Origin of the sequence: Streptomyces sp. AHU1, assembly GCF_045343905.1 — a bacterium.
GTDB lineage: Bacteria > Actinomycetota > Actinomycetes > Streptomycetales > Streptomycetaceae > Streptomyces > Streptomyces triticiradicis.
On record NZ_CP174283.1, the window covers coordinates 6,231,898 to 6,246,465 of the forward strand.

Genomic DNA, 14,568 nt, shown 5'->3' on the forward strand with positions numbered 1-14,568 from the left:
CCTTCGACGCGGCGGTCCCCCTGTTCATACGCCGCTCGCGGCCTCCGGGTTCCCGATCCCGGCCGGGCGACGCGCGCCGGGCTCCGGAAGCACCGCTCAGTCCCAGGATCCCAGCGCGTCCGGCAGCCCCGCCACCTCGGCGAGGTCCTCCGCGGTCAGCCGCAGTCCGGCCGCCCCCGCGTTCTCGGCGACCCAGCGCTCCCGCTTGGCCCCCGGCACCGGGACGACGTGCGGCCCCTGTGCCAGGACCCACGCCAGCGCCACCTGCCCGGGTGTGACGGGACGGACGCCGTCCCCGTGCCGCCGCGCGACCCGCCGCAGGCCGACGACGATGGGCTGGTTCGCGGCCATCATCTCGGCGGTGAAGCGGGGATGGCGGGCCCGGGGGTCGTCGGGCTCGAAACCCTCGCCGGGGGTCAGCGTGCCGGTCAGGAAGCCGTTGCCGAGCGGCATCGCGGCGAGGAAACCGACACCGCGCGCCGCGCACCACGGCAGCAGCGCGTCCAGCGCCTCCGGCGACCACACCGACAGCTCGGCCTGCACGGTGCTCACCGGGAAGACCTGCTGCACCCGCTCCAGCAGCCGGATCGTTCCGTCGTGCACCCGCGTCCCCGCCCGGCGGCCGGACCCGGCACCCACCGCGCACAGTCCGAGCGAGCGCACCTTTCCGGCCGAGACGAGTTCGGCCATCGCGCCCCAGGTCTCCTCGACCGGCACCTCCGGGTCCGCGCGGTGCAGCTGGTAGAGATCGATCACGTCGGTCTGGAGCCGGCGCAGCGACGCGTCGCACGCCCGCTTCACGTAGCCGGGACGGCCGTTGGCCACGAGGTGCTGATCGCCCACCAGCAGACCGACCTTGGTCGACACGAAGGCCTCGGAACGCCGCTCCTTGAGCACGCGCCCGAGGAGCAGTTCATTGGTGAAGGGCCCGTACATGTCCGCCGTGTCGAGCAGCGTCGACCCCCGGTCGAGTGCCGCGTTCACCGCGCGCAGCGACTCCTCGCCGCGCTGTTGCGACCCGGTGTAAGCCCAGCTCATCGGCATGCATCCGAGTCCGACCGCCCCCACTTCGAGCGCCGCGGCCCCGATCGTTCTGCGCTCCACCTGGCCGTGATCCTCCTTCTGCTGGCCCCCAACCTAACCTCTGCGCGCACAAGCGCCTGGCATAACCTCCTGACCATGACCTTCGATGTCTGGCTCCCCTTTCACGCGGACGAGATCGACGGGCTCCCCGAAGGGCCCGACTACCGTTTCTGGGACGGCGGCCGGGAGTTCCCCGCGGATCCCGCCGACTGCGCGTTCTACGTCGTGCCCTACATGAAGCCGTCCGAGGTCTCGCAGCGGCCGATGGCCGAAATGACGTCGGTCAGGGCCGTGCAGACGCTCTCCGCCGGCGTGGACCACGTCCTGCCGAGCCTCGACTCCCTTCCTCCCGGCGTGGTGTTGTGCAACGCCCGCGGAGTGCACGAGGCGAGCACCGCGGAACTCGCCCTCGCCCTGGTCCTCGCCTCGCTGCGCGGGATCCCCGACTTCGTGCGGGGCCAGGACAAGGAGGAGTGGCGCTCGGGGTTCCGTCCCTCGCTGGCCGACAGGTCCGTCCTCATCGTGGGGTACGGGTCGATCGGGTCCGCCATCGAGGACAGGCTCGCGCCGTTCGAGCTCGCGCGGGTCGCGCGCATCGCGCGCTCCGCCCGTGCCACGGCGCGTGGTCCCGTGCGCCCCCTGACCGAACTGCCTTCCCTGCTCCCCGAGTTCGACGTCGTCATCCTGTCCACACCGCTCACGGACGGCACCCGTGGCCTGGTGGACGCCGACTTCCTGTCCCGGATGAAGGACGGCGCGCTCCTGGTGAACATGGCCCGCGGTCCCGTCGTCGACACGGACGCGCTGGTCGGCGAGCTGAAGAGCGGACGCATCACCGCGGCCCTCGACGTCACCGACCCCGAACCGCTGCCCGCGGGGCACCCGTTGTGGCATGCGCCCGGTGTGCTCATCAGTCCCCACGTCGGCGGGCCGACCTCGGCGTTCTGGCCGCGCGCCAAGAGGCTGCTGGCGGATCAGCTGACCCTCTTCGTGAACCGGGAGCCGCTGCGCAACGTGGTCCTTACCACCGGCACCTGAGCAACCGCCGTCCGCTCCTCGCCCGCTTCGGGCACCCTCCGCAGTCCCTCGGATGCGGGCAGTGCCGGCATAGTCCCTGGTCGTCACGGAGCGTAGAGGAACTATGTCCCTGAGTGACGATACTGGTGTATCGTCCCGACAGGGGCTGCGCCGCGCACCGTTCGGCGCCGGGGACGGACATTGAGACTGCGAGGGGGGCGACGGGCGATGCACGGCCTATGGACCACCGATCCGACGCGGCGGGGCCGCCGCCGACGACCCTGGCGCGCGGCCACGCACAGCCGCGGCCACGGCAGCCATCACCACCGCAGGCACCAGAGCCGCCGGAGGCACGGGCACCCGGCGCGCCGGGACCAGCGGGACCCCGGGGCGCGGACCGGGTGGGCCCGGTGAGCTCCCCGGGGGCACTGCTGACCCGTCGGACGGTCTTCGACGGCGGGACGGGCCTGTTCTCGCAACTCGCGCTGGCCCTGGTGTGCGCGGCCTACGCCGTGGGTTCCGCGCTCGGCTGGGGCTCCGTGAGCATGGCGCTGGTCATGGGCGACTTCGGGCTGAGCGTCGCGGCGGGCACCGCGGCGGTCTCCTGCCTCCTCTACGCCCGCAGCCGCCGCAGCCGCTTCCGGCCCGCCTGGCTGCTGTTCGCGCTCTCCTCGCTGATGGCCTCGCTCGGGAACCTGGTCTGGGGGTGGTACGAGGTCGTCCTCGACCGCCCCGTGCCCACCCCGAGCTACGCCGATCTCTTCTTCCTCTGCTTCGCGCCGCCCGCCATCGTGGGGCTGCTGGTGCTCGCCAAGCGGCCCGTCACCAGGGCGGGCTGGGTGTGCCTCGCGCTGGACGCCTGGCTGATCGGCGGATCGCTGCTCACCCTGTCCTGGAGCCTGGCGCTCGCCCAGGCCGCGAAGTTCGACGGGCCGAGCGTCGCGCACACCGCGCTGTCGCTCGCGTACCCGCTGCTGGACATCGCGCTGGTCAGCATGGTTCTCGCGCTGCACTTCAGACGTTCGTCGGTGAACAGGTCGGCTGTGAACACGGCGATCGGGGCGCTCGCGCTGACCGTGATGTGCGACGCGCTGTTCACCTCGCCCCTCCTGCACAACAGCTACCACTCGGGCCAGCTCCTCGACGCGGGCTGGTTCGCCGGCTCGCTGCTCCTCGCCTACGCGCCCTGGGCCGCCACCCGGCACGGGAACGAGCCCGAGGAGCACGGCATCGACGCGTACGGACCGGACCTGGGCGAACCCGACCTGCGCGGACCCGACGAGCAGGGGTCGGAGGAACACGCGCGCGTGGCGCACGAGGGCATCCCGGGACAGCGCAGGGAAGGGCAGCACGGGCCCCCGGGGAGCCACGCGTCGCCCGCACCCCGGGAGACCCGTCCGCCGTACGGACCGGAAGCCCCGCAGGAGGGTCCCGGGTCCCACGAGGACCCGGAGCGGTACGAGGAGCCGGAGCGGCACGAGGAGCCGGACGGTCCCCGCGGGCGGCGGCGGTGCGGACCCGAGCGCGCGGACGCCCAGGGTCCCGGACCGGACCGCCCCCCGGCGGCGGCGCGTCCGATCACCGGATCACTGGCCGCGCTGACGCCCTATCTGGCCGCGGCCGTCTGCACGCTGGGGATCCTCTACAACATCCTGAACGGGCGCAGGGTGGACCGCGTGGTGCTCGTCACCGCCGGCCTCGTCGTGCTCGCCCTCGTGGTGCGCCAGGGCATCATGCTGCTCGACAACATCACCCTCACCCAGGAACTGGCCCAGAAGGAGAACCACTTCCGTTCCCTGGTGCAGGGGTCGAGCGACGTCATCATGATCGCCGCTCCGAACGGCATCCTGAGATACGTCAGCCCGGCCGCCGCCGGGGTCTACGGGCGCCCCGCCGAGGAACTCGTCGGCTCCGAGCTCGCCTCGCTCATCCACCCCGAGGACCTCGGCTGCGTGGTCCACGAGGTGCGGCGGTTCCTCGCGGCCAGCCACGCCGAGGAGCCCACCACCCGGATCGAGTGCAGGTTCCGCTCCGGCGACGGCGGCTGGCTCAACGTGGAGTCCACCGTCAACCGGCACCACGGCGGCCTCATCTTCAACAGCCGTGACGTCACCGAACGCGTGCGGCTCCAGGCCCAGCTGCAGCACAACGCCGAGCACGACCCGCTCACCGACCTGCCCAACCGCGCGCTGTTCACCCGGCGCGTCCAGCAGGCCCTGTCCGGGCGCCGCTCCACCGACCGGGGCACCGCCGTCCTCTTCATCGACCTCGACGGCTTCAAGGCCGTCAACGACACGATCGGGCACCAGGCCGGCGACGAGCTGCTCGTCCAGGCGGCCCGCAGGCTCCAGGACTCCGTCCGGCACGGCGACACCGCCGCCCGGCTCGGCGGGGACGAGTTCGCCGCCCTCATCGTGGGTGACGGAGGGCGCGACCGCACCGCCCGTGAGCAGCAGGTAAGGGAACTCGCCGACCGTCTGCGGATCAGGCTCTCCCAGCCCTACTGCATCGACGGCAACGATGTCCGGGTCGCCGCGTCCATCGGCGTCGGCTTCGCCGAGCCGGGTCTCGGCGCCGGGGAACTGCTGCGCAACGCCGACCTCGCCATGTACCGCGCGAAGGCGGCCGGGAAGGGCCGCGTCGAGCTGTACGCGCCCCAGATGCAGCAGGACGTGGTCCGCAAGGCGGAACTGGCGACCCGGTTGCGCTCCGCGCTCCAGGACGGAGAGTTCGCCCTGCTGCACCAGCCCGTGGTGTCGCTGGAGGACGGCCGGATCGCGTCGGTCACCGCACAGGCGCGCTGGCGTTCCTCCCAAGGAGTGCTCTTCACGCCCGCCGAGTTCCTGAGGGTGGCCGAGGACAGCGAGCGGACCGCCGAGCTGGGCCGCTGGATGCTCGACGAGGCCGTGGGTCAGGCCGCCCAGCGCACCGCCGCGGGGGTCGCCGTGCCGGTCACGGTCCGGATGACCGCCCGGCGCCTGGTGGACCGCTCGATGCCGCTGGGCTCCGTGGAGTCCCTGCTCACCCGGCACGGGCTCGCCTCGGGCGGCCTGATCATCGAACTGTCCGACACCGACCCGAGGGTCCCCCTGGACGAGCTGGAGCGCCGGCTGAACGCGCTCAGGCGGCTCGGTGTGCGGATCGCCCTGGACGGCTTCGGCAGCGGCTACGCGGCGATCACGGCACTGAGACGGCTCCCGGTCGACGTACTGAGGCTCGACCGGAGTCTGGTCGAGGGGGTCGTCGAGTCCGCCCGGCTGCACAAGATCACCAGCGGGCTGCTGCGGATCGCCGCCGATCTGGGACTCCAGTCCGTGGCCGACGGGGTGGATCTTCCCGAGCAGGTCGTCGCCCTGCGCGCGATGGGCTGCACCCACGGACAGGGCATGGCGTTCTCCGGGCCCCTGGACGAGTACCGGCTGCGCCGAGCGCTCTCTTCCGGCCACTATCCGGTGCCCAACGGCCCCGTCGAGCCGGTGTTCGCCGGTGGCGGGGGCGCAGGGGTGTATACGAGTGGAGTGCCCGTCGTCCTGGGGGGTGGAACCGCCCTCCGCTCACATAATGAGACTCCCGTCCCACCCACTTGACAGTCGGTGCGTGCCGGGGGGAGGGTCAATGCCATGCGCACCCGAATTCTCGTACTTGGAAAGCGCGTCGGCTGAAGCTAGGTGGCCTCCGGAAAGGTCCGGAACACCCAGCGACCGCACCCGGCGCGCTCCCCTCGCTTGCCTCCCGGCACGAGGGGTTTTTTGTTGCACAGGCATCAGTCGTACACCGCACAAAAGTCGCAAAAACCCTCAGCATCGAGAAGAGAATGCCGATGACCGAGCAGGCCACCGGGGCCCACCATCCGCAGCCGCGGCCCCGTTCCGGAGGACAGCAGTCCGCCCCCGAGCACGTCACGGGCGCGCAGTCCCTCATCCGCTCGCTCGAGGAGGTCGGGGCCGAGACCGTATTCGGCATTCCCGGCGGTGCGATCCTTCCGGCCTACGACCCGCTGATGGACTCCACCCGGGTGCGCCACGTGCTCGTGCGCCACGAGCAGGGAGCCGGCCACGCGGCCACCGGATACGCGCAGGCCACCGGCAAGGTCGGTGTCTGCATGGCGACCAGCGGCCCCGGCGCGACCAACCTGGTCACCCCGATCGCCGACGCCCACATGGACTCGGTGCCGCTCGTGGCGATCACCGGGCAGGTCGCCTCCAAGGCGATCGGCACGGACGCCTTCCAGGAGGCGGACATCGTCGGCATCACCATGCCGGTCACCAAGCACAACTTCCTGGTCACCCGGGCCGAGGACATCCCGCGGACGATCGCGGAGGCCTTCCACATCGCCTCCACCGGCCGGCCCGGCCCGGTCCTCGTCGACATCGCCAAGGACGCCCTCCAGGCCCGGACCACCTTCCAGTGGCCGCCCGTCCAGGACCTGCCCGGCTACCGTCCGGTGACCAAGCCGCACGCCAAGCAGATCCGCGAGGCGGCCAAGCTGCTCAGCCAGGCCAGGCGGCCCGTGCTGTACGTCGGCGGCGGCGTCATCAAGGCACGCGCCACCGCCGAGCTGAAGGTCCTCGCGGAACTCACCGGAGCGCCCGTCACCACCACCCTGATGGCGCTCGGCGCGTTCCCCGACAGCCACCCGCTGCACGTGGGGATGCCGGGCATGCACGGCTCGGTCACCGCCGTCACCGCGCTGCAGAAGGCCGACCTGATCGTCGCCCTCGGAGCCCGCTTCGACGACCGCGTCACCGGCAAGCTGGACAGCTTCGCCCCGTTCGCCAAGATCGTCCACGCCGACATCGACCCGGCCGAGATCGGCAAGAACCGCGCCGCCGACGTGCCGATCGTCGGGGACGCCCGCGAGGTCATCGCCGACCTGGTCCAGGCGGTCCAGAAGGAGCACAGCGAGGGCAACGCCGGCGACTACACCGCCTGGTGGAGCGACCTCAACCGCTGGCGCGAGACCTACCCGCTCGGCTACGAGCAGCCCGACAACGGCCAGCTCTCGCCGCAGCAGGTCATCGAGCGCATCGGGCAGCTCGCCCCGGAGGGCACGATCTTCGCGGCCGGCGTCGGCCAGCACCAGATGTGGGCCGCGCACTACATCCAGTACGAGCAGCCCTCGACCTGGCTGAACTCCGGCGGCGCCGGAACGATGGGGTACGCGGTCCCGGCCGCGATGGGCGCCAAGGCCGGACAGCCGGAGCGCACGGTCTGGGCGGTCGACGGCGACGGCTGCTTCCAGATGACGAACCAGGAACTCACCACCTGCGCCCTGAACAACATCCCGATCAAGGTCGCCATCATCAACAACGGCGCCCTCGGGATGGTCCGCCAGTGGCAGACCCTCTTCTACAACCAGCGCTACTCCAACACCGTGCTGCACAGCGGCCCGGACGCGGACGGCAAGCAGCCGAGCGCCGGCACCCGCGTCCCCGACTTCGTCAAGCTGTCGGAGGCGATGGGCTGCCACGCCATCCGCTGCGAGTCCCCGGACGAGCTCGACAAGGTGATCGAGGAGGCGAACTCGATCAACGACCGCCCGGTCGTGGTCGACTTCATCGTCCACGAGGACGCGATGGTGTGGCCGATGGTCGCCGCCGGCACCTCCAACGACGAGGTCATGTTCGCCCGGGACGTCCGCCCCGACTTCGGCGACAACGAAGACGACTGAGAGAGAGCCGAGTCAGACCCATGAGCAAGCACACCCTCTCCGTCCTCGTCGAGAACAAGCCCGGTGTCCTCGCCCGGATCACCGCCCTGTTCTCCCGGCGCGGCTTCAACATCGACTCCCTCGCCGTCGGTGTCACCGAGCACCCCGAGATCTCCCGCATCACCATCGTGGTGAACGTGATCGAGGAACTTCCGCTCGAGCAGGTCACCAAGCAGCTCAACAAGCTCGTCAACGTCCTGAAGATCGTCGAGCTGGAGCCCGGTTCGGCCGTTCAGCGGGAACTCGTTCTGGTGAAGGTGCGCGCCGACAACGAGACGCGCTCCCAGATCGTCGAGATCGTTCAGTTGTTCCGCGCCAAGACCGTCGACGTCTCCCCGGAGGCCGTCACCATCGAGGCCACCGGCGGCGCCGACAAGCTGGAGGCCATGCTCAAGATGCTGGAGCCGTTCGGCATCAAGGAGCTCGTCCAGTCGGGCACGATCGCGATCGGGCGCGGGGCGCGTTCGATCACCGACCGGTCGCTGCGCGCGCTGGACCGTTCGGCCTGAGACAGCAGTACACCGGCGTACGGGCGGGCCGCCCACCCCGTCCCGCCCGTATGCCGAGACCCGAGAACCTCACTTCCCCCGCCCGCCGTACGGTGGGACGCAGCACCGGAAATACCGGAAAACAAGGAGAACCCCAGTGGCCGAGCTGTTCTACGACGACGACGCAGACCTGTCCATCATCCAGGGCCGCAAGGTCGCGGTCATCGGCTACGGCAGCCAGGGCCACGCCCACGCCCTGTCCCTGCGCGACTCGGGCGTCGACGTCCGCGTCGGTCTGCACGAGGGCTCCAAGTCCAAGGCGAAGGCCGAGGAGCAGGGGCTGCGCGTGGTGACCCCGGCCGAGGCCGCGGCCGAGGCCGACGTCATCATGATCCTGGTCCCGGACCCGATCCAGGCCCAGGTCTACGAGGAGTCCGTCAAGGACAACCTGAAGGACGGCGACGCGCTGTTCTTCGGCCACGGCCTGAACATCCGCTTCGGCTTCATCAAGCCCCCGGCCGGCATCGACGTCTGCATGGTCGCCCCCAAGGGCCCGGGCCACCTCGTGCGCCGCCAGTACGAAGAGGGCCGCGGCGTCCCCTGCATCGCGGCCGTCGAGCAGGACGCGACCGGCAACGCCTTCGCGCTCGCCCTCTCGTACGCCAAGGGCATCGGCGGCACCCGCGCCGGCGTCATCAAGACGACCTTCACCGAGGAGACCGAGACCGACCTGTTCGGTGAGCAGGCCGTCCTCTGCGGTGGCACCGCCGCACTGGTCAAGGCCGGCTTCGAGACGCTGACCGAGGCCGGCTACCAGCCGGAGATCGCGTACTTCGAGTGCCTGCACGAGCTGAAGCTCATCGTCGACCTCATGTACGAGGGCGGCCTGGAGAAGATGCGCTGGTCCGTCTCCGAGACCGCCGAGTGGGGCGACTACGTCACCGGCCCGCGCATCATCACGGACGCCACCAAGGCCGAGATGAAGAAGGTCCTCGCCGAGATCCAGGACGGCACGTTCGCCCGCAACTGGATGGACGAGTACCACTCGGGCCTGAAGAAGTACAACGAGTACAAGACCCAGGACGAGAACCACCTCCTGGAGACCACCGGCAAGGAGCTGCGCAAGCTCATGTCGTGGGTCAACGACGACGAGGCGTAAGCCGTACGACGGGGGCCGGGGCGGAATGCTCCGGCCCTTCGTCGAACCCCGGGTAACCCCTCGGGCACGGTGTTGGACATCCCGTCCAGCCACGGAAGGGTGATCCTTCCGCGGAGGCGCAGGACGACCTCTCCGACGCCACTACACTGCTCCACATCACCAACGCGTCAGGCCCACAGCGTCGTGCGTCTTCCACGCGGCTCGAGCGACCCCCCAAGAAGTGCAGGTACATTCCGGGGCCGCTAAAACCCTCCACCGCCTGCGGCCGTCGGGACGGCCGTCCGCATTGGACTTGTGAGGACTCACGTGAGCTCGAAACCTGTCGTACTCATCGCTGAAGAGCTGTCGCCCGCGACCGTAGACGCCCTGGGCCCGGACTTCGAGATCCGGCACTGCAACGGCGCGGACCGTGCCGAGCTGCTGCCCGCCATCGCCGACGTCGACGCCATCCTCATCCGCTCGGCCACCAAGGTCGACGCCGAGGCCGTCGCCGCCGCCAGGAAGCTGAAGGTCGTCGCACGAGCCGGCGTCGGCCTGGACAACGTCGACGTCTCCGCCGCCACCAAGGCCGGCGTGATGGTCGTCAACGCCCCCACCTCCAACATCGTGACCGCGGCCGAGCTGGCCTGCGGTCTCCTCCTCGCCACCGCGCGCCACATCCCGCAGGCCAACACGGCGCTGAAGAACGGCGAGTGGAAGCGCAGCAAGTACACCGGTGTCGAGCTGGCCGAGAAGACCCTCGGCGTCGTCGGCCTCGGCCGCATCGGCGCGCTCGTCGCGCAGCGCATGTCGGCGTTCGGCATGAAGGTCGTCGCCTACGACCCCTACATCCAGCCCGCGCGGGCCGCGCAGATGGGCGTGAAGGTCCTCACCCTCGACGAGCTGCTCGAGGTCTCGGACTTCATCACCGTGCACCTGCCGAAGACCCCCGAGACCCTCGGTCTCATCGGCGACGAGGCCCTGCACAAGGTCAAGCCGACCGTGCGCATCGTCAACGCCGCGCGCGGCGGGATCGTCGACGAGGCGGCGCTGTACTCGGCGCTCAAGGAGGGCCGCGTCGCCGGCGCCGGCCTCGACGTGTACGCGAAGGAGCCCTGCACGGACTCCCCGCTGTTCGAGCTCGACGAGGTCGTCTGCACCCCGCACCTCGGCGCCTCCACGGACGAGGCACAGGAGAAGGCCGGCATCGCCGTCGCCCGCTCGGTGCGCCTCGCCCTCGCCGGTGAGCTCGTCCCCGACGCGGTCAACGTCCAGGGCGGCGTCATCGCCGAGGACGTCAAGCCGGGTCTGCCGCTCGCCGAGAAGCTCGGCCGCATCTTCACCGCCCTCGCGGGCGAGGTCGCGGTCCGCCTCGACGTCGAGGTGTACGGCGAGATCACCCAGCACGACGTCAAGGTGCTCGAACTCTCCGCGCTCAAGGGCGTGTTCGAGGACGTCGTCGACGAGACCGTGAGTTACGTCAACGCCCCGCTGTTCGCGCAGGAGCGCGGCGTCGAGGTCCGTCTGACCACGAGCTCGGAGTCCCCCGACCACCGCAACGTGGTCACCGTGCGCGGCACGCTCGGCGACGGCCAGGAGGTCGCGGTCTCCGGCACGCTGGCCGGCCCGAAGCACCTGCAGAAGATCGTCGCCGTCGGTGAGTACGACGTGGACCTCGCGCTCGCCGACCACATGGTCGTCCTGCGCTACGAGGACCGTCCCGGCGTCGTCGGCACCGTCGGCCGCATCCTCGGCGAGGCGGGCATCAACATCGCCGGCATGCAGGTCGCCCGTGCGGCCGTCGGCGGCGAGGCCCTCGCGGTCCTGACCGTCGACGACACGGTGCCGCAGGGCGTCCTCACCGAGCTCTCCGAGGAGATCGGCGCGACGTCGGCGCGTTCGGTCAACCTGGTCTGAGGCCGCGTCGCGACGGCTTCCCGTACGACGGCCGGGGGCCGGGACACCAGCTGGTGTCCCGGCCCCCGGCCGTTTCCGTACGATCACGGGGAGGGTGTCGTCTCCGGCTCGATCAGGCCCTCGCGGTAGGCGATGGCCACGGCCTCGGTGCGGCTCGCGGCACCCAGCTTGGCGAGGATGTTGGAGACGTGGACGCTCGCCGTCTTGCCGCTGATGAACAGTTCCTCGCCGATCTGGCGGTTGGTGCGGCCCCGGCCGAGCAGCCGCAGCACGTCGCTCTCCCGGACGGTCAGCGCGCCGACGCGCTCCCCGGCGGCCGGTGACCCGTCGAGGCGGCCGCGCCGGACGAGGGAGTCCAGGGCCTCGCGCAGCGGCACCGCCCCGAGGCGCACGGCGGTCTCGCGGGCCGCGCGGACCTGCTCCGCGGCCTCCTCACGGCGGTCCGCGGCGAGCAGGGCCTCCGCGAGCCGCCTCCTGCACCGGGCCAGTTCGTACGGGTCGCCGTAGCCGAACGCCGTCACGGCCAGCTCCCAGGCCGTGACGTCCGGGCCGGTGCGGGCGCGCAGCCACTCGGCCTCGGCACGGGCGAGCCAGGCCAGTCCCTCGGGCCCCTGCCGGGTGCCGTCCTCGCCCCGGGCGGCCGAGCCCCGGGCGAGCTCCACCAGCTCGGCCGCGGTCCGGACCCAGTGGTCGGCGCCCGCCGGGTCGCCGGACAGCCGGGCCTCCTCGGCCGCGTCCGCGACCGCTGGCAGGGCGAGCGCGGCGAGCCGCACCACGACGTCGGGCCGTCCGGAGCCCGAGGCCTCGGTGAGCGTCCCGACCGCGGTGCGCAGCCGCCGTACGGAGTCCTCGGCGTCGATGCCGAGCGCGGCCGAGTCGGTCAGCACGATGTTCGCGATGAGCGCCGACATCCAGTCGAAGGGCCGGTCGAGCAGCGCCCGGGCCCCGGCGACGGCCGCTTCGTGCTCGCCGCGGGCCAGCGCCACGTACAGCGCGGGCCCGGTCGCGAACCCGGCCGCCGCCGGCAGCAGTCCGGCGTCCTCGGCGGCCGCCCGGGCGCACTCGTCCCAGCGGCCCAGCGTGTACAGCACCAGGGACTGGAGGTAGCGGAGCTCCAGGGCGTACGGCGAGGAGAGGAGGCCGGTGCGGCGGGCCCGCTCCACGCCGTCGCCGAGCCAGGTCAGGCACTCGTCCAGGTCGCCGGATTCGTAGGCCCCGAGGGCGAGGTTGAACAGCGCCCGCATCTCCACCGGGAAGTTCCCGGCGCCGTGGGCCAGTTCACGGGCCCGGCGCAGGCGTTCGCGGCCCTTCGGGGTGCGCCGGTTGTCCGGCTCCATGCCGACCAGGGAGATCGTCAGGTCGGCCTGGGCGTCGGCCAGCCGGAGCTGTTCGGCGGTGGCGAGCGCCTGCCGGGCGACCCGCTCGGCGTCCTCCTCCCGCCCCACGTGGCGGGCCGCCATGACATGGGTCGCCGCCGCCCACACCCAGGTGTACGAGGGCGGATCGGCGGGGATCATCGCGAGCGCCTCGCTGCTGTAGGCGAACGCGTCCTTCAGGCTGTCGATCCGCATCAGGTTGCCCGCGAGGGTGTACCGGACCCGGGCGGCGAGCTCGGAGTCGGCGTCCGAGCCGGCCCTGGCGAGCGCGTCGCGGGTGAGGTGGACCGCGCGATGGCTCTCCCCGGCGCGGGCGGCGGCCGCCGAGGCGCGCAGGGTGAGGGCGACCGTGCCGCCGTCGGGGCGGGCGCCGGCGTCCACCGCGGGCCACAGTTCGAGCGCGGTCTCCAGATGGCGCAGCTCCTCGGCGGGCGCGCCGACGCGCCGGGCGTGATCGGCCGCTTCGAGGGAGGCGATGAGCGCGTCGGCCAGGTCGTGGCTCTCGCGCGAGTGGTGGGCGCGCTCCGCCGCGTTCTTCGCCGAACGGGCGGCTCCCGCGAGCAGCCCGGCGAACTGGCTGTGCAGCCGGACCCGTTCACCGGGCAGCAGGTCCGCGTACACGGCCTCCCGGGTGAGGGCGTGGCGGAACGAGTACGTCGCGTCGTCCCCGGGCACCAGCAGCTGGTGGCCGACCGCCTCGCGCAGCGCCGACTCCAGCTCCTCCTCCGGGAGTTGTACGGCTCCGCGCAGCAGTTCGTGCTCGACGCGGCGCCCCGCGACGGCCGCCGTGCGCAGCACCTGCTGGGCGGTGTCGGAGAGTTGCTCGATGCGGGTGAGGAGGACGTCGGCCAGTCCGCTGGGCATGGCGGGGGAGACGGGGGCGTCGTCACCGGGCAGCGCGGCGAGCAGTTCCTCGGCGTAGAAGGCGTTGCCCTCGGCGCGCTCGACGATGCGGCGGACCGTGGTGTCGGAGACCGGGCCGGCGCGCAGCGCGCGCACGAGCCGGGCCACGTCGGCGTCGGCCATCGGCCGCAGCTCCAGCCGGTCGACGGCCGGCAGCCGGACCAGCTCGGCGAGCAGGGGGCGCAGCGGGTGGCGGCGGTGCAGGTCGTCCGCGCGGTACGAGGCGAAGACGGCGAGGCGCCGGGCGGGGCCGCCGGGGGAGGGCCGCTGGAGCACGCCCCGGCTGAGCAGGAAGCGGAGCAGGTCGCGGGAGGACTGGTCCGCCCAGTGGAGGTCCTCGAGGACCAGCAGGAGCGGGGTGATGTCGGCCAGGTCGGCGAGGAGACCCGCGATGCCCTCGAAGAGCCGGAGCCGGCCGCCGGGATCGGGCGCGCCGCCGTGCCCCGGACCGGAGCCGGTCAGCCGGTCCACCGCCGGGTGGGCCGCGAACGCCGGGGCGAGGCGGTCGTCGGCGGCCGCCGCGCCCAGGATCTCCGTGAACGGGAGGTACGGCAGACCCACGTCGCCGAGGTCCACGCAGTGTCCGGTCAGGACCGTCGTCCCGGCGGCGGTCGCGTGCGCCGCGGCCTCCGTGAGCGTGCGGGTCTTGCCGACGCCGGCGTCCCCGGCCACCAGGACCGCGCGCGGCTCGCCGTCCCTGGCGCGCTCCAGCACGCCGGTGAGCCGGGCGAGTTCGTCACCCCGGCCGATGAACGGCGTACCGAATGTCTGTGTCACAGGCCCATCCTGGCACGGTCCGCCGACAACTCCCCGGCGTCGCCGACCTGATCGGGAGGGGCGGGCCCGGGAGCCCGTCTGGGGGGCGTCCCCCCGCACACGGGCCGGAGGGCGTCCGCGCGCATGCCGGTGCCGGGCGGTCCGGAGCGCTCCGGACCG

At 72.2% G+C, this 14,568-nt stretch carries 8 protein-coding genes; 6 read left to right on the plus strand and 2 right to left on the minus strand.

Annotated features, from left to right (window positions below; genetic code table 11):
• Positions 1-96 precede the first annotated feature (96 nt).
• Positions 97-1,104 carry an aldo/keto reductase gene (locus ACICHK_RS27870; protein ID WP_151472078.1) on the minus strand — a complete coding sequence of 336 codons (1,008 nt, stop codon included), beginning with the start codon at positions 1,102-1,104 and terminating at the stop codon, positions 97-99.
• Between the two features lie 75 nt (positions 1,105-1,179).
• Here ACICHK_RS27870 and ACICHK_RS27875 point away from each other — a divergent pair, with 75 nt between their 5' ends.
• The 6 genes from ACICHK_RS27875 (at position 1,180) to serA (ending at position 11,353) form a co-directional block, all read left to right on the plus strand.
• Positions 1,180-2,121, plus strand: coding sequence for a 2-hydroxyacid dehydrogenase (locus ACICHK_RS27875; protein WP_406839008.1), 942 nt, complete (start codon positions 1,180-1,182; stop codon positions 2,119-2,121).
• 218 nt (positions 2,122-2,339) lie between these two features.
• The gene (locus tag ACICHK_RS27880; RefSeq protein ID WP_406839009.1) at positions 2,340-5,687 is read left to right on the plus strand and encodes an EAL domain-containing protein; all 3,348 of its coding nucleotides are present in this window, start codon (positions 2,340-2,342) and stop codon (positions 5,685-5,687) included.
• A gap of 227 nt (positions 5,688-5,914) precedes the next feature.
• Positions 5,915-7,771, plus strand: coding sequence for an acetolactate synthase large subunit (locus tag ACICHK_RS27885; RefSeq protein ID WP_406839010.1), 1,857 nt, complete (start codon positions 5,915-5,917; stop codon positions 7,769-7,771).
• Positions 7,772-7,791: 20 nt separating this feature from the next.
• The gene (gene ilvN, locus ACICHK_RS27890; RefSeq protein ID WP_037622651.1) at positions 7,792-8,319 is read left to right on the plus strand and encodes an acetolactate synthase small subunit; all 528 of its coding nucleotides are present in this window, start codon (positions 7,792-7,794) and stop codon (positions 8,317-8,319) included.
• A gap of 136 nt (positions 8,320-8,455) precedes the next feature.
• Entirely contained in the window at positions 8,456-9,457 is a 1,002-nt protein-coding gene (gene ilvC, locus ACICHK_RS27895) for a ketol-acid reductoisomerase (RefSeq protein WP_406839011.1), read from the plus strand.
• A 306-nt stretch (positions 9,458-9,763) separates the two neighbouring features.
• Entirely contained in the window at positions 9,764-11,353 is a 1,590-nt protein-coding gene (gene serA, locus ACICHK_RS27900) for a phosphoglycerate dehydrogenase (protein ID WP_151472081.1), read from the plus strand.
• 83 nt (positions 11,354-11,436) lie between these two features.
• Here the strand turns inward: serA and ACICHK_RS27905 are convergent, their stop codons facing one another.
• A complete protein-coding gene (locus ACICHK_RS27905; protein ID WP_406839012.1) occupies positions 11,437-14,409 on the minus strand; it encodes an AAA family ATPase in 2,973 nt (990 codons plus the stop codon).
• Positions 14,410-14,568: the final 159 nt, after the last annotated feature.